The sequence below is a fragment of the Leucothrix pacifica genome (assembly GCF_003172875.1).
Classification (GTDB): Bacteria; Pseudomonadota; Gammaproteobacteria; order Thiotrichales; family Thiotrichaceae; genus Leucothrix; species Leucothrix pacifica.
This window is the reverse complement of sequence record NZ_QGKM01000037.1, coordinates 38,342-57,448: the sequence shown is the minus strand read 5'-3', so window position 1 is coordinate 57,448 and position 19,107 is coordinate 38,342. Positions and strand designations below refer to the sequence as shown.

At 45.0% G+C, this 19,107-nt stretch carries 11 protein-coding genes and 2 CRISPR repeat arrays (1 of these 13 running past the window's edge); of the genes, 6 read left to right on the top strand and 5 right to left on the bottom strand.

Features of this window, described 5'->3' with window-relative positions; translation table 11 throughout:
- Window positions 1-227 precede the first annotated feature (227 nt).
- From DKW60_RS13070 to DKW60_RS13055, 4 genes are all read right to left on the bottom strand, one after another.
- Window positions 228-650 (bottom strand): VOC family protein, encoded by a 423-nt coding sequence (locus tag DKW60_RS13070; RefSeq protein WP_109838099.1) that lies wholly within the window; start codon window positions 648-650, stop codon window positions 228-230.
- A 35-nt stretch (window positions 651-685) separates the two neighbouring features.
- Window positions 686-1,090: a type II toxin-antitoxin system VapC family toxin gene (locus DKW60_RS13065; RefSeq protein WP_219988752.1), complete on the bottom strand. Its 405-nt coding sequence runs from the start codon at window positions 1,088-1,090 to the stop codon at window positions 686-688.
- Complete coding sequence (locus DKW60_RS13060) at window positions 1,090-1,332, bottom strand: antitoxin (RefSeq protein ID WP_109838097.1); 243 nt, start codon at window positions 1,330-1,332, stop codon at window positions 1,090-1,092. Before DKW60_RS13060 ends, DKW60_RS13065 begins: the two co-directional genes overlap by 1 nt.
- Window positions 1,333-1,396: 64 nt before the next feature.
- Window positions 1,397-2,509 (bottom strand): AAA family ATPase, encoded by a 1,113-nt coding sequence (locus tag DKW60_RS13055; protein WP_109838096.1) that lies wholly within the window; start codon window positions 2,507-2,509, stop codon window positions 1,397-1,399.
- A gap of 218 nt (window positions 2,510-2,727) precedes the next feature.
- On the opposite strand from DKW60_RS13055, the gene cas1f reads away from it, so the two are divergent.
- The 6 genes from cas1f to cas6f are packed head-to-tail and all read left to right on the top strand — an operon-like array spanning window position 2,728 to window position 11,328.
- Window positions 2,728-3,669 (top strand): type I-F CRISPR-associated endonuclease Cas1f, encoded by a 942-nt coding sequence (gene cas1f / locus DKW60_RS13050; RefSeq protein ID WP_109838095.1) that lies wholly within the window; start codon window positions 2,728-2,730, stop codon window positions 3,667-3,669.
- A gap of 2 nt (window positions 3,670-3,671) precedes the next feature.
- A complete protein-coding gene (gene cas3f, locus DKW60_RS13045; protein ID WP_109838094.1) occupies window positions 3,672-7,031 on the top strand; it encodes a type I-F CRISPR-associated helicase Cas3f in 3,360 nt (1,119 codons plus the stop codon).
- Entirely contained in the window at window positions 7,028-8,521 is a 1,494-nt protein-coding gene (csy1, locus tag DKW60_RS13040) for a type I-F CRISPR-associated protein Csy1 (RefSeq protein WP_109838093.1), read from the top strand. The genes cas3f and csy1 overlap by 4 nt, the downstream gene beginning before the upstream one ends.
- Window positions 8,518-9,669, top strand: coding sequence for a type I-F CRISPR-associated protein Csy2 (gene csy2 / locus DKW60_RS24050; RefSeq protein ID WP_219988751.1), 1,152 nt, complete (start codon window positions 8,518-8,520; stop codon window positions 9,667-9,669). The genes csy1 and csy2 overlap by 4 nt, the downstream gene beginning before the upstream one ends.
- A 28-nt stretch (window positions 9,670-9,697) precedes the next feature.
- The gene (gene csy3 / locus DKW60_RS13030) at window positions 9,698-10,684 is read left to right on the top strand and encodes a type I-F CRISPR-associated protein Csy3 (RefSeq protein WP_109838092.1); all 987 of its coding nucleotides are present in this window, start codon (window positions 9,698-9,700) and stop codon (window positions 10,682-10,684) included.
- Window positions 10,685-10,698: 14 nt separating this feature from the next.
- A complete protein-coding gene (gene cas6f, locus DKW60_RS13025; protein ID WP_109838091.1) occupies window positions 10,699-11,328 on the top strand; it encodes a type I-F CRISPR-associated endoribonuclease Cas6/Csy4 in 630 nt (209 codons plus the stop codon).
- A 186-nt stretch (window positions 11,329-11,514) separates the two neighbouring features.
- A CRISPR array of direct repeats spans window positions 11,515-17,547; the repeat unit is 28 nt; unit sequence GTTCACTGCCGTGCAGGCAGCTTAGAAA.
- A gap of 37 nt (window positions 17,548-17,584) precedes the next feature.
- On the opposite strand, the gene DKW60_RS13020 is transcribed toward cas6f, so the two are convergent.
- Window positions 17,585-18,747 (bottom strand): IS3 family transposase gene (locus tag DKW60_RS13020; protein WP_109838090.1). Its coding sequence is split into 2 segments (ribosomal slippage): window positions 17,585-18,492 and window positions 18,492-18,747, totalling 1,164 coding nucleotides; the frame shifts between segments, so codons are not numbered across the junction.
- A 109-nt stretch (window positions 18,748-18,856) separates the two neighbouring features.
- A CRISPR array of direct repeats spans window positions 18,857-19,107; the repeat unit is 28 nt; unit sequence GTTCACTGCCGTGCAGGCAGCTTAGAAA; it runs 1,218 nt beyond the window's last position.

Sequence of the window (19,107 nt, the reverse complement as noted above, 5' to 3'; positions counted from 1 at the left end):
TCAGTTGTAGTTCATAAAAATAATTGTTTGCTTAGCAGTTTACATTTTTAAATGCCTATGTTTCAGACTCGAGAGAACGTATTGCAGAGTATTAAGTTGTAATGCGTAGATGATTTCTGATACATCGAAATCACGTAAATGGATATCACAGTCTTAAATAATGAAAACTAGTGTACATGCACCAGTACTCCAAACTCTATTTCAAATCTATTTGTGTTCAGAGCTGATTACATGGTCCTCGCAACCATTGGGTGATCAGGATTCATCTGTAATAAATCCCAGCGATTGCCATATAAATCCTCAAACACCGCCACCGTGCCATAGTCCTGTTCTTTAGGCTCGCGGATAAAGCTAACACCAACTGATTTCATGTATTCATAATCTCGCCAGAAGTCATCTGTATTGAGAAACAGAAATACCCGGCCTCCGGCTTGGTTGCCAATAAACGCTTCCTGCTCTGGTTTTGAGGCTTTGGCCAGTAGTAAGGTCACACCACTGGAATTGGGTGGCGCGATCACGACCCAGCGTTTGTCTTGCTCGGGTTGGTACGTGTCTTCGATGACGTCGAATTTGAGTTTTGTTACATAGAAATCGAGGGCTTCATCGTAGTCTTTTACGACCAGGGCGATGTGGATGATGTTTTGTTTCAAGGGGATTTACCAGTTAGAAAGTGTTGCCTTTCATACTAACACCAGTCCTCAACAGATAAGAGATGATCTATCTTGAAAAAGGCTTTGTCATTACTCACTAACACTGCATTTATAGCGATAGCATGGGAAGCTATGAGCATATCCATGTTTCCCAGAGATTTTCCTTCAGACTCACACATCGTACGAAAAACCGCATATGCCGCAGCAGCTTCTGAATCCCACGGTAAAACCGATACTCTGCGTAAAAACTCATTAACCAACTTTGACAGTTTGGTAGCCTCCGGCTTTTTCTTCAGTCCCCGAAGTAGTTCCGCCTCTGTTATTGCTGATATACAAACAGACCCCATACTCACTTGCTGCAGCTTTTTCTTAATAGTGGGTGATTTATCGCGAAGCAGAAAGCTGATGGTATTCGTATCGAGCATATAAAGTGAACTCATCAGAAGACATCTCGTTCTTGAGGTGCATCATTATCACGATCTGACAAGAAATCGTCAGGTACTTCACAGTCGTCCAATAAATCAAAAAAAGCATCCCATGAATCAGGGTGTTTGGATAAGATAATATCTCCGGTTTTTTCGTCACGGCGAATATACACTTCTTCGCAATCAAAACGAAAATCAACCGGAAGTCGAACAGCTTGGCTTCGCCCGTTCATGAATAATTTCGCTATCTGTCCCATGCTTCGCTCCAAGATGTTTTGTGATATATCAATAGTATATCACAAAATTTATCCAAGCAACCAGTTAGCCACCAAATGCACCTGCGCGATACATCTTCTCGATATTATGGGCAGATCGTAGCTCTTTCTCCGTTTTGTCAGCCAGCGAACCAATTTGCTGCTTATTCAGAAGGAAATAGCAATCCGGACGCAAGATGTCATTGCTCATAATACTAGTATTGTGAGTAGTCAGAATTACCTGAGCATTGAGTTGACACAGCTGACGAATGACAAGCCTTGATAATTCGTGGTGATAAAAAGCATCAAATTCATCGATGTAAACAAACGAAATATCGGGGTTCACCACCAGTTGTTGCCACCAAAAGTAAAGTACCACCAAAGAGTGAGTTCCCGTTGATGCAATCTCCGCGAAGGGTGCTTTCTTGCCGTTTTTCACAAACATCAAAACAGGCTCGCTATCGGTTTCCACCAACTCTAATGAGCACGCGATCCCCGCATCGTTCAGGAATTTCTCAAGATGCCCAACCTTTTGCTCTGAACTCAGAAACTCACTCACAGTGCGGTGACGCAGTTTTGCACCTAAAGAACGGTAGTCTTTTAGCGACCTGAAAAACAGCATGCCAGAGGCTTGTTTGATAAATTGTTCAAATAAATCGTTTTGTCTGTTGTCATCCAGTAGTGAATTATTTTTTATATAAGTGACCAAAGAAATAGAGGACTCACCCATATCCGTCTTTAATGTTTCCGCCCCTTTCAGATTGATTGTCGCAGTCGTTGACTCTCTGCGGTCCACCTGTAGCACCTGCTCATCCTGAATCGTTAGAGATTCATAGACTAAAGTATTCTTGTCACTTTTCCCGTACTCATAAACAACATCGTCACCGTCAAATACAAAAGAGTAACGAAATTCAGCAAGCTCGTGATTAGAACCAATAGGGAAGTAATGTTCATAATTATCGCTTGCGATACGGTCACCGCTGAGGTGGCGGGTCAGATCGAGCATTGCAAAGCCAAGATTTGATTTACCTGAACCATTTGGCCCGTAGATGAGCGCTTTGCTAACCACGCCATCTGAGATGCACTCGGGCCTAAAGCTGTAGTTTTTGGTATTACTCAGATCGAAACAAAACCAATCGTCGAAGTTCTTAAAGTTTTTAACTTCAAACTTTGTAATCATGGGAATCTCATTGGGTGCAGCTGTTGATATGAATTAATCCTAGCACACAAGATGAGTTGCCGTAAAAAAATTACGGCATAAGTTATCTCGATTTATATGGCCGCTTGCTTATACCCATTTTAATATTGTATTGGGTATTATTTGATGATTTATAATTTATTTATGGCTATAAACCTGTCACCATAACAGCCTCACAATGAAAAATACTATGTGTTGGAATGGATTATCTGACTGATTTAAAGGCAATTTTACACTCAAAAAGGGCAAATATTTACTACCTTGAAAAGTGCCGCGTCATGCAAAAAGACGGTCGCGTACTCTATCTCACCGAAGAAAAAGTTGAAAAACAGTATTGGAATATCCCCATCGCCAATACAACCTGCATACTACTGGGAACAGGCACTTCAATCACGCAGGCCGCTGTCAGAATGCTGGCATCTGCCGGTGTATTGATCGGTTTTAGCGGTAGTGGTGGCACACCTTTACTGGCCGCCAATGAAGTTGAATGGCTATCCCCGCAGAGCGAATACCGACCTACCGAATACATACAGGGTTGGATGCAGTTTTGGTTTGATGATCACAAACGATTCCTCGCCGGGCAAGCAATACAGCGTTTACGTATTCAATACATGCAACGGGTTTGGACTAGTGACCGGGATCTGCGTGGTGAAGGGTTTAATGCGGATGACGAGGACATCCGGCACGCCCTACAGAGGTTTAATCAGCGCATCGACGAAAGCAAAAATATTACCGAGCTATTGCTCACCGAAGCCAAACTCACCAAAGCACTCTACAAAATCGCTGCCAACCGAACTAAGCAAACCGACTTCGTGCGCCAGCATGACAGCGTTGATGATGCGAATGCCTTCTTGAATCACGGCAATTATCTGGCGTATGGGCTGGCAGCCACCACGCTTTGGGTGCTCGGCATACCACATGGCTTTGCCGTGCTTCATGGTAAAACGCGTCGTGGTGCATTGGTGTTTGATGTGGCCGACTTGATTAAAGACACACTCATTTTGCCTTGGGCGTTTATCTGCGCTAAGGAAGGCGCGACTGAGCAAGAGTTTCGCCAGCAATGCCTGCAAAACTTCACCAGCCACAAAGCGTTGGACTTCATGTTTGATAGCGTGAAGCAACTTAGCAAAGGTGACTTTTAACCATGATGGTGACCTTTGTATCGCAGTGTGAAAAGAAGGCGCTGCCCAAAACGCGACGGGTATTGGATGCATTTGCAAACCGGATTGGAAATCGCACATGGCAGACAGTGATTACGTTGGAAGGCTTGGAAGCGGTTAAGAAATTACTGCGTAAAACAGCAAGTAAGAATACAGCGGTGAGTTGTCATTGGATACGCTCGCGGAGTCGGAGTGAGTTGGTTTGGGTGGTTGGGAACCGAGGTAAATTTAACGCTCAAGGAATTGTTCCTGTAAATGCTACAGAAACGGATATCAGCCAATTTCAAGATAATAGCCAGTGGCAAACGATTAACGTCATTCACTATGCAGCGGTAATTGCTGGACTATTTCATGACTTCGGCAAGGCAAACCAGCTATTTCAGCAGAAAATCGATCCAAATATACAAACTTCTGTTTTTGAGCCTTATCGACATGAGTGGGTATCGTTACGCCTATTTCAAGCATTTGTTGGTAAACAGACTGACAGCGAATGGTTGGAGAAGTTATCCGAAGTTGGTCAAGAGTGCGTCGATGATTTATTCCGAGATGGTATAGACGGAGAGGTTGATAGTGATAATCATCCGATTCTGCGCTTGCCTTCATTCGCTCGCTTAGTTGTGTGGATTATTCTTTCACATCATCGTTTACCGCTAGTTCCCGCGTGGAAAGATGAAGTTAGCTCGGCAAGTTTCAAATATGTAGATGAATGGCTAGCTCAGAATTTCGGAGCAATCTGGAATTCATATAAGTGTCAAGAAGAAGACCAACAAGCACGTTTAAAAGAAAATTGGGCTTTCCCAAACAAGGCTTTGCCATACAACAGTACAAAATGGCGTTCCCACGCTTGCATTATTGCATCGGAAGCCAAAGAGGCATTGGGGCTTTTGGAAAGTGGAGTATCGTTGGATTTTATCAATGACCATCTTTTTACCAGCCATTTGGCCCGATTATCAATGATGCTTGCTGATCACTATTATTCGTCACAAAAGCAGGTGACGACTAAGTGGCGCGGTGATTCTTACAATGTTTATGCTAATACTTATGGTAAACATGATGTGAAGTCAGGCTTTAAACAACAGCTGGATGAACACCTCATTGGTGTTGCTTACCATTCAGGGAGAATCACTAAATCCTTACCAAAGCTGAGTAGCAGTTTGAGGCAGTTGGGGAATAATAATTTTTTAACAAACCCTGTCAGCAAAAAAAATAAAGCGGGCTTTGGCTGGCAAGACAAAGCAGTAAAACTTGCTAAAAAAATTGGGAAGGATACGCTTAATAACGGTTTTTTTGGAATTAATATGGCGTCTACTGGCAAAGGTAAAACTATTGCCAATGCCAAGATCATGTATGCGCTTGGAGAGGAGGCAGAAAGAATCCGGTTTAGTGTGGCAATGGGCTTGCGAACACTTACCTTGCAAACTGGTAGAGAGTTCCAAGATAAAAAAGGAATGGCGCTCAATAGCGAAGAGGTGGCGATTGCGGTTGGTGGGACAGCAGTAAAACAACTGTTTGAATATAACCAAGCTTCGGAGCAGGTATCCAATCAATATGCTGAGTCAGGTAGTGAGTCTGAAGGTGAGGTGCTCGATGATGAGTTCTATGTTGATTACACGGGTGAGTTGTATAAACACAGTTTGAGCACGTGGACTAAGCAGAATGATAGACTCGATAAGTTGTTATGTGCGCCAGTGCTTGTGTGCACGATTGATCACTTAATCCCTGCAACAGAGGGTACAAAAGGTGGAAAACAAATAGGTCCAATGCTTCGGTTACTAACTGGTGATTTAATACTGGATGAACCTGATGACTTTGGCTTGGAAGATCTTCCAGCCTTATGTCGCCTAGTCCATTGGGCAGCGATGTTGGGAAGTAAGGTTTTATTGTCAACGGCAACCATGCCACCCGCCTTATCTTCGGCATTATTTGAATCCTACAAATCAGGCTGGGCACAATACGCGAAGGCTAATTTAGCAACCTGGGATGGCAATATCTGTTGCGCGTGGTTTGACGAATTCGCTACTTCAGATGTCGATAAACGTATGGTTGCTGATGCTGCAATATTTAAAAAACAGCATAGTCGTTTTGTTTCTCAGAGAACTAAAAAGCTCTTGTCTCAAAAAGTGATTAATCGTTTAGGGGAGTTAGCTATTGTCGAAACGGATTCGGAAACTTCAACGATCAATTCATTATCCAGCGTAATATTTGAGAACATACTTAAGTTGCACCAACGCCACCACGTAAGTGATGGAAAACGGAATGTTTCTATTGGGCTAGTACGCATGGCAAATATTAACCCGCTTGTTGAAGTGGCCAAAGCCTTGTTGAAGCTGGATGCCCCTGAAGATACCCGTATCCATTATTGCGTTTACCATAGCCGCTATCCACTGGCTATTCGATCTCACATTGAGCGGAAGCTAGATAAAATACTCAAGCGAAAAGACAGCGACAGTCTCTGGCAAGCTGATAGTGAAGTTGGTCGTGTTTTGGGTGATCTCCCAGAGACTAATCATGTCTTTGTTGTTTTGGCATCTCCTGTGGCAGAAGTCGGTCGTGACCATGACTACGATTGGGCGATTGCTGAACCTAGTTCCATGCGATCTATTATTCAGCTTGCTGGGCGGCTATTGCGCCATAGAACCGAAGCGCAGCCCACAACCCCTAATATTGTATTGCTGAACAAAAATCTTAAGGCATTGAAAGGGAATAAAATCTGCTTTGAAAAGCCTGGTTTTGAAATGGAAAGTATCAAACTTTCATCTCATGATTTGAAGGAGTGCCTACATGAAAGCCAATACAGCAAAATAACAGCTACTCCTCGAATCACACTACCAGATACTAAGGATTACACGCCAACTGACAAAAATGAATACGTGAACTTGAGTGCCTTGGAGCATAAGGCGCTAGCATGGCAGCTATTTACCGGAGATAAACACGCAAAAATTTGGTGGGATAAGCAGCCTTACTGGTGTGGTGAAGTTCAGCGCCAGCAACGGTTCCGTCAGTCCAACAATGATGAAGCCTATTATTTATATGTTGATGATGAATACAAAACACCTTACTGGTGCTGGTTAAACGAAGAATCTTATCCGCCAAAACTTGGTGAACCCAGCTCTATTAGTATCTCTACGCAGAAAGGTTTAATGCACGGGAATAATAGCCACTTCTGGTTTGACCTTAGCCCGCTTGCAATTTATTCGGAGCTTGCCGATGCCTTTGGCTTCGATCTAACAGAAGTAAGCAGAAATTTTGGTGAGCTACGAGTAACAGAATACGAAAAAAAAGATCGTGATGAATATTTTTATCACGACAATTTAGGACTTTATCAGGAGCTTGATAATCAATGAGCACAGAGCCACTGTCTTCATGGCAGGAAGTAATAAAAACGTATATCGACGAACTGAACGATGAAGATAAAAAGGGTCAGTTTATTAATGAACTATTGTCTTCGTTTTATTCGGACAGCTTAGCAAGAGCGTCGACCGACAATGAGCAAGAACAAAAAGAGCTTTCAAAGTTGATCGCTACCGTCAAGAGAATACCAGCATCAGCGAATAGTAGAGTTAAGTTTGAAGCGCTCTATAGTACTTTTCGTTCCAAAGAGTGGGTCGAAGACCTTACTGAGAAAATCAAGTTCATTGAGACAAAAACAAATTTCTATAACATTTGGATTTGCCGTTCGGTAATGATTGGTGATGGTGTGGTTCCTGGTACACACATCGCTAAGCTGACCCATTCTAGTAGTGCAGGTTCTTCATTTCTTGACCGATCTATCAGTAGAAAAAGTGAATACCTCACAACTAGCTCGCTTTCTGATGAAATTATTGATGGTACTTACCCTAATGCAACACTATCGAAGCAAGTTAAGTTTTTAATGCTGGAGCATGGTGGAGTCGCCTTATTTGATGAGCTGTTGAAAGGTAATGATTCTGTTCTCGCTGGGTTTGAATCAACTCCGTTAGAGTTGAAAGTATGGGGTGATCACTATCGTGAAATACTTAACAAAAAACCCAGCAGTGACTTCCTATTAAAACAAATCTACTTTCCCGTAGAGAATGACTATCATCTGTTGACCGTTGTTAGATCATCATCTTTATCGCAAAAAATATACGGGGATTATTTTTCAAAGGAAGCTCGAAAGTTAAGCGAGTCTGTCAATAAGGCACGTAAGGCAGAGAAGTACTCACCTGAAATCTCTAAGCAGGCGCTTGGTGTCTGTAAAATTGCGACCACCTTAAGCCAACCTCAAAACGTATCGGTACTCAATGGTAAAAGAGGTGGGAGGGTTCGACTTTTTTCTGCTCAACCACCTGTTTGGCAGCATCAAAAGAAACCACCGGTGCGTAAAACATCGTGGTTTTATGAAAACAGTATTTATCGCGCCACCAAGGAGGATATTGATTTTCTGAGAGATTTCCTAGTTCGATTTAATCATCTTGATCTGAGTACCAGAGACCCCAAAAAGCGAGAGTGGATGGTCAAATGGGTGAATCGTATTATTTCCAACGTATTGTTTTTTGCTGAGGATGCCCAGAATTTAACGCCTGGTTGGTCAGATGACCCAAAGTCAAAGTTGAAAGTGGAGCAGCAGTATTTTCTTGACCCTTATCGTTCTGATGAAGATTTTCAAGTCGCTCGACAAGCAACCGATTGGTCTCCCGTTGTGTGTGCTGATTTTGCGGCATGGCTGAATAATCAACTGAAAGGAAAAGATAAGAAATTCACACCACAAAAAGAACATACAAAGCTCTGGAAGTCGTTAATGGAAAAGGCACTGAGAGATTCAAACCAAGTCGTTGAAGCTGTTTTAGCTGCACAAGATGAGGAGAAGGTATGACACAGTATATTTTGATCAATCGCATCAAAGTGCAAAATGCGAATGCTGTTGCCGGCTTTACTTGGGGTTTTCCCGCGATTACTCATTTCTTAGGCTTTCAACACAACCTTGTGCGCCAGCTCAAAGGAACTGCCTTCGAAAATATTACACTATTGAACTGTGGTGTCTTCGCTCATGAGCATCACGTCCATACTTATGGTGAATACAAAGATAACTTCACTCAGAGTAAAAACCCGCCGTATATGAAGAACGCAGCGGTCAAGGATAAAACCCCTTCAGTAATTGAAGAGGGAAAAATGAATATGACGGTGTCATTGCTGATTGGGTACACGGGGAACCTTGGTCGTAGCGATGAATTTTTTAAGTGGCTAAAGAAACGATGCTTTTTACAGCGACTAGCAGGAGGAACCATTTTAGATGTTGGTGATATTCAAGCATTTGATGTGGATGAAGGTAATAAGCTTCTGTTGTTAAAGAGAAAGTTATTACCAGGTTTTGCTTTGATAGATCGTTCGGAAGAATTAGCCAAGCATTATGATAAAAGCCTAGCGAATCATGGAAGCGCAGAGCTAATGGACGCTTGGCTCGACTTTTCTCTACTGAAACGAAAAGCACGTCCGAAGTCCGACCTCATCAAGAAGCACTTGCTTAGGTATGATAAAAGCAACGAGACAGTACTTATGGAGAAGTGGGAAAAGCATATTGCTAGTGGCCCTTACAATGGTGAAGTGCCAGCGTTGTTTAGCTCTCATTTTGAGCAGTTAGAAAATAATAAAAAGAACAAAGCACTGCTTGCTCAATGGAACCAATACTTAAATCCCGACAGTAAAACGCCCGCCGATTGGGGGCATCTACCAAAGCCTTCAACCGGTTACTTAGTGCCAATTATGACGGGCTACAAAGCGATTTCCCCACTGTATAAAAACTCAGAAATTGAAAATACTCGCGACTATGAAACTGATGTTAGGTTTGTCGAATCCATTCATTCGGTAGGGGAGTGGCGAGGTGTGAATCGCTTAAAAACGGCTGAACATTTCGCACACTGCCAATGGGAATATTTTTATGACGATGGTTGGTATCTATGCAGACAGTTCAAAAAAGACGTAGGCACTGATAGTGCCCCAGTAGACCCTAATGACGAATTTTAATTTAAATTATTTACAAAGGAATACGTAAATGGCTAATGATAAGAAAGCAATCTCTTTACCCAGCATTCTGGCATTTGAACGTAAGCTGGAAGTGTCCGATGCACTGATGTATGCAGGTGAGTGGGATGATGTAAAGCAAAGTGATTCAGGCAAATGGCAGCCGATTAAAATTACAACACGACAAAATCGATCTACTCAAAGTGCCTATGGCATAAAGGATGAGGCCAAGACACAACCGAATCCTGTTTCTTCTGATAGTCAAGATGCTAATTTGCCTCATGATCGTGACACGCTGAAGGTGTCTTTTACATTAAGAGTCATTGGTAATGTTGCAAGCCCATTCAGTTGTAATGAGCCTGCTTTTGAAAAGGCTTTAGCTGAAAAGGTTACTGACTTTAAAGATATTGGGCTTAAAGAGTTGGCTTATCGCTATGCGCATAATATTGCTAGTGGGCGCTTTCTATGGCGTAACCGTGTTTGTGCGGAAAGTGTATTGGTAAAAACTGAGTTAAGCGATGGAAAAGGGAGCTTTGAATTCAATGGCTATGATTTTCCCCTAAATGATTTTTCGGCAAAACGCAACAATGCAGATTTAGAAGAATTAGCTGATGCAATATTTCAAGGTTTAAGTAGTGAAAGTGATTTTGTTTGCGTAAAAGTTGATGCTTATGTGCGTTTAGGTAATGGTCAACATGTGTTTCCATCTCAAGAAATGAACATGGGGGAGAAGAAGAAAGTATTGTTCAAACTTGATAATTGCGCCGCCTTGCACAGTGTGAAGGTAGGTAATGCTATTCGCACAATTGATGATTGGTACGTGAATGCCAAAGTACCAATCGCAATTGAGCCTTATGGTTCGGTTACGCAACGTGGCGAAGCGTATAGGCCAAGTAAAAATGACTTGTACACCTTGATGCTAGATTGGGTAAATGACAAAGAAATTAGCGATGAGCAACGTTGTTTTGTCTTGGCCAACTTTATTCGGGGTGGCGTGTTTGGTGGAAAGAGTGATTAACCGAGGATGAGTTTATGAAGTTCTACCAAGAGATTACTTTATTGCCTAATGTCGGAGATGAAATTCCTCTTACCTTTATTTGGGAGAAACTTTATCAGCAGCTGCATTTAGCTTTTGTTGAGATTATTGATGATCAAGGAAAAGTGAATATTGGGGTTTCATTTCCTCGGTATAAGTCAGGTGGTGAAAAGCGTTGGCTGGGTGACAAATTGCGTATTTTTGCAGAGTCTGAACAAGCGCTAGAGGTGTTGTGTCTTGCTAAATGGTTGTCACGATTGAATGATTATACCCACATGAGCAGTATAAAAAGTGTGCCTGAGCATGTTGATGGTTATGCTGTTTTTAGACGTTTGAACAAGAAGTCTAATATTGAAAAGTTAGCTAGACGACGAGCGAAAAAATTAGATATATCTTTAGAGGATGCATTAGCGTTTTTTAAGGATACGGAGCAAAGGCAGCAATCTGATTTTCAAGCTAGCGATTATCCGTTCTTTTGGATGACAAGCCTAAGTTCAGGTAGTAAATACCCTGTTTCGGTTGTGCGTGAGGATGTTGGGCATCATGAGACTAGAATTGGATTCAGTACTTACGGTTTGAGTCTGGAAGATAATGATCTTAGAAGTGCTGTACCGATATTTCGATAGTTTTTAACAGTAAGGTTTTGACCTCAAGGGAAAGTAGAAGATTTTAGCTATTTTACCCATTTTTTTGCTGGCTCTTTAACAACTCAATAAAATCAATAGGTTAGGATTTGGTGCTTTTTGGTTGGTAAAATTAACCAAAAAGCGCTAACTTATTGTTGTAATTAATTTTTTGGAGTTTATACTCCAGTTCACTGCCGTGCAGGCAGCTTAGAAAGCTATAAACAACGCCATCAAGAACGGTTCATTGTTCACTGCCGTGCAGGCAGCTTAGAAATGAGCCAAGTACATCCCAGAGTGCCGATTCATGTTCACTGCCGTGCAGGCAGCTTAGAAATATCAACATCCGAATGGATAGAAAAAGCCTTCTGTTCACTGCCGTGCAGGCAGCTTAGAAACAAACCGCAGTAAAACCTGTCGCCCAAACGAAGTTCACTGCCGTGCAGGCAGCTTAGAAATGAGAAAGAAGATCCCAAGAAAAAATGGATGGGTTCACTGCCGTGCAGGCAGCTTAGAAAGCATCGGCGGTGCTCATACCGCAGCCTTGTATGGTTCACTGCCGTGCAGGCAGCTTAGAAAGCATCAGTGAAAAACGTCTGAATTTGCTAGAGGTTCACTGCCGTGCAGGCAGCTTAGAAACAGCAGCAAAGCCCGGCACCAGCTACAACAGCGTTCACTGCCGTGCAGGCAGCTTAGAAAGTGTGTTTTGTCATGTAAGCAGCCAGGTCAAAGTTCACTGCCGTGCAGGCAGCTTAGAAAAATGGCGTCACTCACGTCATGAGCAACGCTTGGTTCACTGCCGTGCAGGCAGCTTAGAAATACGATTAATAGTGTGTTGGGGCATGAGGAGCGTTCACTGCCGTGCAGGCAGCTTAGAAATTCTGAAAAAATTAATGATTACTTACGGCAATGTTCACTGCCGTGCAGGCAGCTTAGAAATTCCTGCGTTCCAACTTTGTTGGGACAAGAAGGTTCACTGCCGTGCAGGCAGCTTAGAAATCACGCTTGGCCTTATGAATATCGGTTTAAGAGTTCACTGCCGTGCAGGCAGCTTAGAAAGGGAACAATGGTGGTTCGTTTGGTGGGTATTGGTTCACTGCCGTGCAGGCAGCTTAGAAAAACTATCGGTGTTGGGCATGTTTGCAGTCAGTGTTCACTGCCGTGCAGGCAGCTTAGAAAAAACGATGGGCAGCGAACAAGGCATCACCCATGTTCACTGCCGTGCAGGCAGCTTAGAAAAAAACAACAAGCAAGGTACCCAGCTGGACTTAGTTCACTGCCGTGCAGGCAGCTTAGAAAATCAACCTCTGCCACCAACGCACCGTCTAATTGTTCACTGCCGTGCAGGCAGCTTAGAAATTTAAAGTCTGGATCTTGCGCTGTTCCTACCGGTTCACTGCCGTGCAGGCAGCTTAGAAAGTAGCGGCATTATTTGCCCCTACCTGATCCACGTTCACTGCCGTGCAGGCAGCTTAGAAAATCAATATGACGAATACTCGTTGGACGATTAAGTTCACTGCCGTGCAGGCAGCTTAGAAAATCGTTACCACCATTCATAATCATGGTTAGAAGTTCACTGCCGTGCAGGCAGCTTAGAAATCTTTGTCCGTTCCGATTTCTTTTACTACTACGTTCACTGCCGTGCAGGCAGCTTAGAAAACCAAGTCCTGAAACATTCTATGAATATCCGCGTTCACTGCCGTGCAGGCAGCTTAGAAAGCTAACTGCTGCAGACTTTCTTTTACATCTGGGTTCACTGCCGTGCAGGCAGCTTAGAAAAAAGCATTGATGCTTCCGCCTCGCCACTCATGGTTCACTGCCGTGCAGGCAGCTTAGAAAATCTGGCTAAAACTGGTCAGCCCCAGCATTACGTTCACTGCCGTGCAGGCAGCTTAGAAAGATCGCGATTTTCGTAATTTCATCGAAAATCGGTTCACTGCCGTGCAGGCAGCTTAGAAAAGGGATATATAAACCGGGCCCAGACTTATCGATGTTCACTGCCGTGCAGGCAGCTTAGAAAACTTGGCAATGCCTGTTGTTACTGAAATGGGTGTTCACTGCCGTGCAGGCAGCTTAGAAATGATCCAGGTGGTGACCCTAAGAACTTTCATTGTTCACTGCCGTGCAGGCAGCTTAGAAAGACAGGTGCCCGCTCACGCTTGCGCATACGGCGTTCACTGCCGTGCAGGCAGCTTAGAAATACTGTCTGGGTCAGTCGGTTCAGTACTCTCAGTTCACTGCCGTGCAGGCAGCTTAGAAAAAAAACCGGAGCAGCGGCGCATGTTGCGTCGAGTTCACTGCCGTGCAGGCAGCTTAGAAATATGCACTAACAACCGATCGATATTTAGTATCGTTCACTGCCGTGCAGGCAGCTTAGAAAAGTGCAGCTACTTTCTCAGCGTCCAGCTTTTTGTTCACTGCCGTGCAGGCAGCTTAGAAACATCGTTCCCGTTTTTGTCCAAGTCGTACCGTGTTCACTGCCGTGCAGGCAGCTTAGAAAAATAGCTCACTGGATTCGGTGGGCGATAGCCTGTTCACTGCCGTGCAGGCAGCTTAGAAAAGTGCAACGAGTCCAGACATTCCCGCTAAAATGTTCACTGCCGTGCAGGCAGCTTAGAAAAGTGTGGTTTGCTTGGCATGATCTGCTTTGTAGTTCACTGCCGTGCAGGCAGCTTAGAAAAGAATCTAACCGAGAATTCGTACCTGCCCACTGTTCACTGCCGTGCAGGCAGCTTAGAAATGAGATTAACTTTTGAAAAAAGTCTTTCAATGGTTCACTGCCGTGCAGGCAGCTTAGAAAGTTTGCTACATAAGCGCCAGCCTTAGCCAGCCGTTCACTGCCGTGCAGGCAGCTTAGAAACATGCCAAGAGGCAACGCACTCACACCACCCAGTTCACTGCCGTGCAGGCAGCTTAGAAATTACCACTTTGTCGCTAATACGTTGGAGTCGTCGTTCACTGCCGTGCAGGCAGCTTAGAAAGTATGCAAATTGTTATCGTGAAGGTAACGAGAGTTCACTGCCGTGCAGGCAGCTTAGAAAAAAGGAACACAAACATGAACAATCAACATATTGTTCACTGCCGTGCAGGCAGCTTAGAAAACGAACAATCACTAATCACGCTCGACCGAAGAGTTCACTGCCGTGCAGGCAGCTTAGAAAATATCCATGTGATTTTGTGTCAGCTCGGTAATGTTCACTGCCGTGCAGGCAGCTTAGAAAGCTCTGATCGGGTGGCTTATCATGGCATCCCCGTTCACTGCCGTGCAGGCAGCTTAGAAACTGATTGCCTTTTATGAAGCAACGGGTCAGGAGTTCACTGCCGTGCAGGCAGCTTAGAAAATCAAAGAACTCAAGGCAAACCCCTTACTGCCTGTTCACTGCCGTGCAGGCAGCTTAGAAAGCACGCAGAGAGCTTAATCAGTTGCTCACTAAGTTCACTGCCGTGCAGGCAGCTTAGAAACGCCATTTTCCTGAGTACAAGCAATATAAACAGTTCACTGCCGTGCAGGCAGCTTAGAAAATTAACTGAATATCAGTGAACCGTTGCATAACGTTCACTGCCGTGCAGGCAGCTTAGAAAATTCCTGACGGTCATCGGGAATGGCTCCATTCGTTCACTGCCGTGCAGGCAGCTTAGAAATGAAAGCATATTCAGCCGGTGGTATTTCTGGTGTTCACTGCCGTGCAGGCAGCTTAGAAATCGGTGCTTCCAAAACATCGCGCAACGACCCGGTTCACTGCCGTGCAGGCAGCTTAGAAATCCACCAGTTTGGGTTTAAATGCTTCAGCAATGTTCACTGCCGTGCAGGCAGCTTAGAAAATTCACACCAATCAATAAGAGCTAAGCATGAAGTTCACTGCCGTGCAGGCAGCTTAGAAAAATCAGCAATATATCAATCAGTCCGCCAGTTGGTTCACTGCCGTGCAGGCAGCTTAGAAATCCTGTTTTGGCTCAGCTGTTACTGGCTTTCGGTTCACTGCCGTGCAGGCAGCTTAGAAATCAAACACTACAAAGGCGAACTACGCGGCAAGGTTCACTGCCGTGCAGGCAGCTTAGAAACAAAGCGACAAACCTTCTGTCATTCCTTCCTGGTTCACTGCCGTGCAGGCAGCTTAGAAAACCCTGAATTAAGCTACCCATCAACCCGCCCTGTTCACTGCCGTGCAGGCAGCTTAGAAATCAACCTCCTCAATCTCCCCAATCGACACCCCGTTCACTGCCGTGCAGGCAGCTTAGAAAAGCCTGCGCCGAGTTCGCCGCCATGTTTCGCAGTTCACTGCCGTGCAGGCAGCTTAGAAAATAAGAGCAGACAAGCTTTCAGAACTGGATAAGTTCACTGCCGTGCAGGCAGCTTAGAAAATCGTCATTGCTGAGCCGACGGTCACTTCAATGTTCACTGCCGTGCAGGCAGCTTAGAAAGGTTTAGCAGTACGCCAATTAACGGCGATTTGGTTCACTGCCGTGCAGGCAGCTTAGAAAACTACAAAGATTAAACGCAAGATCAGGGAGAAGTTCACTGCCGTGCAGGCAGCTTAGAAAACCAGCTCAATGCGCACAGTATCGCCGGACGGGTTCACTGCCGTGCAGGCAGCTTAGAAATTTAGGTGCTTTATTAGCCCCTCCAGCCTCTCGTTCACTGCCGTGCAGGCAGCTTAGAAATTTAGGTGCTTTATTAGCCCCTCCAGCCTCTCGTTCACTGCCGTGCAGGCAGCTTAGAAAAATCCGTGCGTCAGATGGCGAATTGAATTATGGTTCACTGCCGTGCAGGCAGCTTAGAAAATTGACGCTTGTCTTCTTCAATAAGTGCGTCAGTTCACTGCCGTGCAGGCAGCTTAGAAAGCCTCCGAATATGTCGATCTGGTTTTGTATTAGTTCACTGCCGTGCAGGCAGCTTAGAAAATCAAGGCAGATCATATTCCCGACGATGGGAAGTTCACTGCCGTGCAGGCAGCTTAGAAAACTCACCGACATTGCCATCAGGCAAGCCAAGCGTTCACTGCCGTGCAGGCAGCTTAGAAAAGTAACTGGTGAGGCTTTAGATCAGTCGCTTCGTTCACTGCCGTGCAGGCAGCTTAGAAACATAACGGGGTAAATTTATATGCTCTATTACTGTTCACTGCCGTGCAGGCAGCTTAGAAAGTCAACAGCACTTATGAAGACCACTACAAAGAGTTCACTGCCGTGCAGGCAGCTTAGAAACGACGCGGGATCTGCAACGAAAGCACGTCATGGTTCACTGCCGTGCAGGCAGCTTAGAAAAGCGGAGCTTACCAAGCTCTATCGCTATCTCGGTTCACTGCCGTGCAGGCAGCTTAGAAAGTTCCGTGCATTCCGGTGGCCGTTGGTAGTGCGTTCACTGCCGTGCAGGCAGCTTAGAAAATTGCCAGAACTTAACCGTCCCAGCAAACAATGTTCACTGCCGTGCAGGCAGCTTAGAAAATCAGCAATAATACGCCAGCGCCAGCGATTGCGTTCACTGCCGTGCAGGCAGCTTAGAAATGCTATGGCGGTGTCGGTTGCGTCACTTACTCGTTCACTGCCGTGCAGGCAGCTTAGAAAATCATGTGTAAAAGTTTTGCCCACTTCATACTGTTCACTGCCGTGCAGGCAGCTTAGAAATTGTGGAACAAACTTCAGGTGGAGTCTCCTATGTTCACTGCCGTGCAGGCAGCTTAGAAACGTGTTAGATGCTGCTGATTGATAGCCCGTGTGTTCACTGCCGTGCAGGCAGCTTAGAAAGTCTGAAAGCATTATTTCGGTGCCTTTACCGAGTTCACTGCCGTGCAGGCAGCTTAGAAACGTAAACGTATGCACGTTACCGCCATTATTCTGTTCACTGCCGTGCAGGCAGCTTAGAAACAACCAGTCCATACCAACCAGCTCATCACCACGTTCACTGCCGTGCAGGCAGCTTAGAAATTATGAAACAAATGCGCAGTCCGCCCCATCCAGTTCACTGCTGTGCAGGCAGCTTAGAAAGAAGGAGGCGGTTGGACCGGTTGTGGGTTATGGTTCACTGCCGTGCAGGCAGCTTAGAAAATCTTCAAACGCTTGACGCTGGCGAGCTTCCGGTTCACTGCCGTGCAGGCAGCTTAGAAAAGTTCCTGACGTTGTGCGGAGAACGTGCCGTTGTTCACTGCCGTGCAGGCAGCTTAGAAAGCCGATAACGCCGTATAGGTATAAATCGAGATGTTCACTGCCGTGCAGGCAGCTTAGAAAGGCACGCAGCATCGGAGATTTACCACGCTTGTAGTGGTCAACTATTTCCGGACACATATTTAAGTTTTTCTTCTTTCTCTACGGGAGATAACCCGTCATTCGCTGCGTGGGGCCTGCGTTTGTTGTAATAAGTCATTAAGTACCACCCAATATCCATTTTTGCTTCGGTCATGCCCTGATAGCCCATTCCTGGAATCCACTCAGTCTTAAGGCTTCTAAATAAGCGTTCCATAGGCGCATTATCCCAACAATTACCTCGACGACTCATGCTTTGTATACAACGGTAACGCCACAGCCGCTGCCGGAATCGAAGGCTACTATACTGCGAGCCCTGATCTGAATGAAACATAACCCCATTCGGTTTCCCCCGGCGGTGATAAGCATCATCCAATGCCTTGATCGTCAGATCTGTATCAGCCTGTTCCGAGATCGCCCAACCGACAACCTTACGGGCATATAAGTCAATGATAACAGCCAGATAGACCCAGCGTGAGCCTGCCCAAATATAGGTAATGTCACCACACCAAACCTGATTGGGTTTATCCACATAAAATGCCCGGTTGAGCTTATTAGGAATGTCAGGTCGTTCAGTGTTAGCGACTTTGTACCGGTGTGGACCTGGTTGTTTACAGCTCAGCTGACACTCTGACATCAGGCGGCCGATAAGAAACCGGCCGATATAAACGTTTTCCTTTGCCAGTATCGCTTTGATTGTTCGGGTACCTGCAGAGCCACGACTGTCGTGAAAAATTCGTTTAACCTGCTGCTTGAGGGCTTCACGCTCAGTGTCTACTTGACTGGAACGACTGCGATGGTCGTAATAGGTTGAACGTGTAATGCCAAATACCTGACAGACCTTGTCAATGGGATAGCGCTCTCTCAACTGGTCTATCATCTGGTACGATTCCAATCGTCCGACATCAAGAGAGCGGTAGCCTTTTTTAATATCTCCTTCTCTTGTTCGAGTTGCTTTACTTGCTTTTCAAGTGCTTGGATTTTTTGCTGTTCCGGAGTCATTGCATGGGTGATTGGTGTCACGCCACCTCGCTCACTTTGAAGCTGCTTCATCCATCGTCTAAGTGCAGATTCACCGACATCCAGAGAACGGCAGGCTTGTGCGACTGAATAACCTTGGTCTAATACCAACGCTGCTGCATCATGTTTAAATTCTGTCGTAAAAGTTCGACGCTGTTTTTTCATTTAACACCTCACTGAAGGTGGATTTTACCACCTATGTTGGTGTCCGGTTTTATTAAACCACTACAGGCAGCTTAGAAAAGGAGCTCGGCATCGTTGGCCCCAGAGAAGCGGTTCACTGCCGTGCAGGCAGCTTAGAAATTCGCCTCATCCGGCAAGCTATTAAACTTTTTGTTCACTGCCGTGCAGGCAGCTTAGAAAGACCGCGTCCAAGTCGAATCCAAGCTCCCAGAGTTCACTGCCGTGCAGGCAGCTTAGAAATGTCGCAGAGTGGAGACGGCAATTTTATGCAAGTTCACTGCCGTGCAGGCAGCTTAGAAACAAAAGGACACACCAGAATTCAAAGCAAGCGCGTTCACTGCC

What these genes read in the sequence shown, in the direction of transcription:
- DKW60_RS13065 (WP_219988752.1), bottom strand. Translation starts at nt 1,090, where the DNA reads ATGAGTTCACTTTATATGCTCGATACGAATACCATCAGCTTTCTGCTT.
- DKW60_RS13060 (WP_109838097.1), bottom strand. Translation starts at nt 1,332, where the DNA reads ATGGGACAGATAGCGAAATTATTCATGAACGGGCGAAGCCAAGCTGTT.
- DKW60_RS13055 (WP_109838096.1), bottom strand. Translation starts at nt 2,509, where the DNA reads ATGATTACAAAGTTTGAAGTTAAAAACTTTAAGAACTTCGACGATTGG.
- cas1f (WP_109838095.1), top strand. Translation starts at nt 2,728, where the DNA reads ATGGATTATCTGACTGATTTAAAGGCAATTTTACACTCAAAAAGGGCA.
- cas3f (WP_109838094.1), top strand. Translation starts at nt 3,672, where the DNA reads ATGATGGTGACCTTTGTATCGCAGTGTGAAAAGAAGGCGCTGCCCAAA.
- csy1 (WP_109838093.1), top strand. Translation starts at nt 7,028, where the DNA reads ATGAGCACAGAGCCACTGTCTTCATGGCAGGAAGTAATAAAAACGTAT.
- csy2 (WP_219988751.1), top strand. Translation starts at nt 8,518, where the DNA reads ATGACACAGTATATTTTGATCAATCGCATCAAAGTGCAAAATGCGAAT.
- csy3 (WP_109838092.1), top strand. Translation starts at nt 9,698, where the DNA reads ATGGCTAATGATAAGAAAGCAATCTCTTTACCCAGCATTCTGGCATTT.
- cas6f (WP_109838091.1), top strand. Translation starts at nt 10,699, where the DNA reads ATGAAGTTCTACCAAGAGATTACTTTATTGCCTAATGTCGGAGATGAA.